The sequence below is a fragment of the Oleiphilus sp. HI0079 genome, assembly GCF_001635105.1.
This window is the reverse complement of record NZ_LWFT01000064.1, coordinates 1-918: the sequence shown is the minus strand read 5'-3', so window position 1 is coordinate 918 and position 918 is coordinate 1. Positions and strand designations below refer to the sequence as shown.

Genomic DNA, 918 nt, shown 5'->3' with positions numbered 1-918 from the left:
TTCATCCAATTTCGCACGTTTCGTTTGAATCCCAAATAGTCCGGTGATATGTAAAACCAGTTTAGGCAAGTTTCTAAGAAAGTCATGTTTCGATCGCGGGATCACATGTAAATGGATATGTGGCACGGTCTGATTCGCTTGCCGGCCGTCATTCAGTAACAAGTTGCTATCCCCTTCGCCAAATCCTGCTTTCGCGGCGCTTGCCATAACGATTGCGCCAAGCTCAAACAAACGGCGCTGCATATCGGAGGAAAGGTCATTGAGATATTGCTCATGTTTTTTAGGTATGACCAGTGTATGCCCCGGTGTCAGAGGATATGCGTCCATGATGATGAGAAAATCCTCATCTTCGTAGAGGGTACTCACAGGTAATTTTCCTGAGAGTATCTGACAGAAAACGCACTTTGTTTTCTTGAATATCATTGTAATTTACTGGACGCGGCTTCAGAAACTGCATCTGAGAGTTCCCATTCGTCTTGTTTTTCGGATGGGATGGCATACTCCTCAGACGCCCATGCACCAAGGTCTATTTGCTTACAGCGCTCACCACAAAACGGACGATAGCTATTTTCTTCAATCCACTGGACTGGCTCGGCACAATTTGGGCAATTAACGATTAATGGATTTTTCATTTTGGATGTTGACAGAGCTCAAGATAGTAACGGTGTTTCAATTCTACCATGTGCTGGAGGTGTGCTTCATTATCATCGTTGAGAATTATATCGTCAGCGTGTTTTTGTTTTGCCTCTCTTGGCATTTGCGCTGCAATAATTTTTTCAATGCTGTCAATACTGACGTTGTCGCGCTTGGTGGCTCGCTCAATCTGCAGCTCTTTTGGCGCATCAATCAGTAATGTTCTTGAGCAGAGCTTGTGCTGGTCGGTTTCGAATAAAAGCGGGGATACTAGGATTGCGTAAG

General features: G+C 44.7%; 3 protein-coding genes. All 3 read right to left on the bottom strand.

Going from position 1 to position 918, the window contains the following annotated elements:
- Positions 1 to 423 (bottom strand): HIT family protein (locus A3750_RS00975; protein ID WP_068547946.1); only part of this gene is annotated, 423 nt, incomplete at its 3' end.
- Positions 420 to 632, bottom strand: coding sequence for a DNA gyrase inhibitor YacG (gene yacG / locus A3750_RS00970; protein ID WP_068457413.1), 213 nt, complete (start codon positions 630 to 632; stop codon positions 420 to 422). The genes yacG and A3750_RS00975, both read right to left, overlap by 4 nt.
- The coding region (locus A3750_RS00965) for a dephospho-CoA kinase (protein ID WP_156498284.1) at positions 629 to 918 on the bottom strand (290 nt) is incomplete at its 5' end. The genes A3750_RS00965 and yacG, both read right to left, overlap by 4 nt.

What these genes read in the sequence shown, in the direction of transcription:
- yacG (WP_068457413.1), bottom strand. Translation starts at nt 632, where the DNA reads ATGAAAAATCCATTAATCGTTAATTGCCCAAATTGTGCCGAGCCAGTC.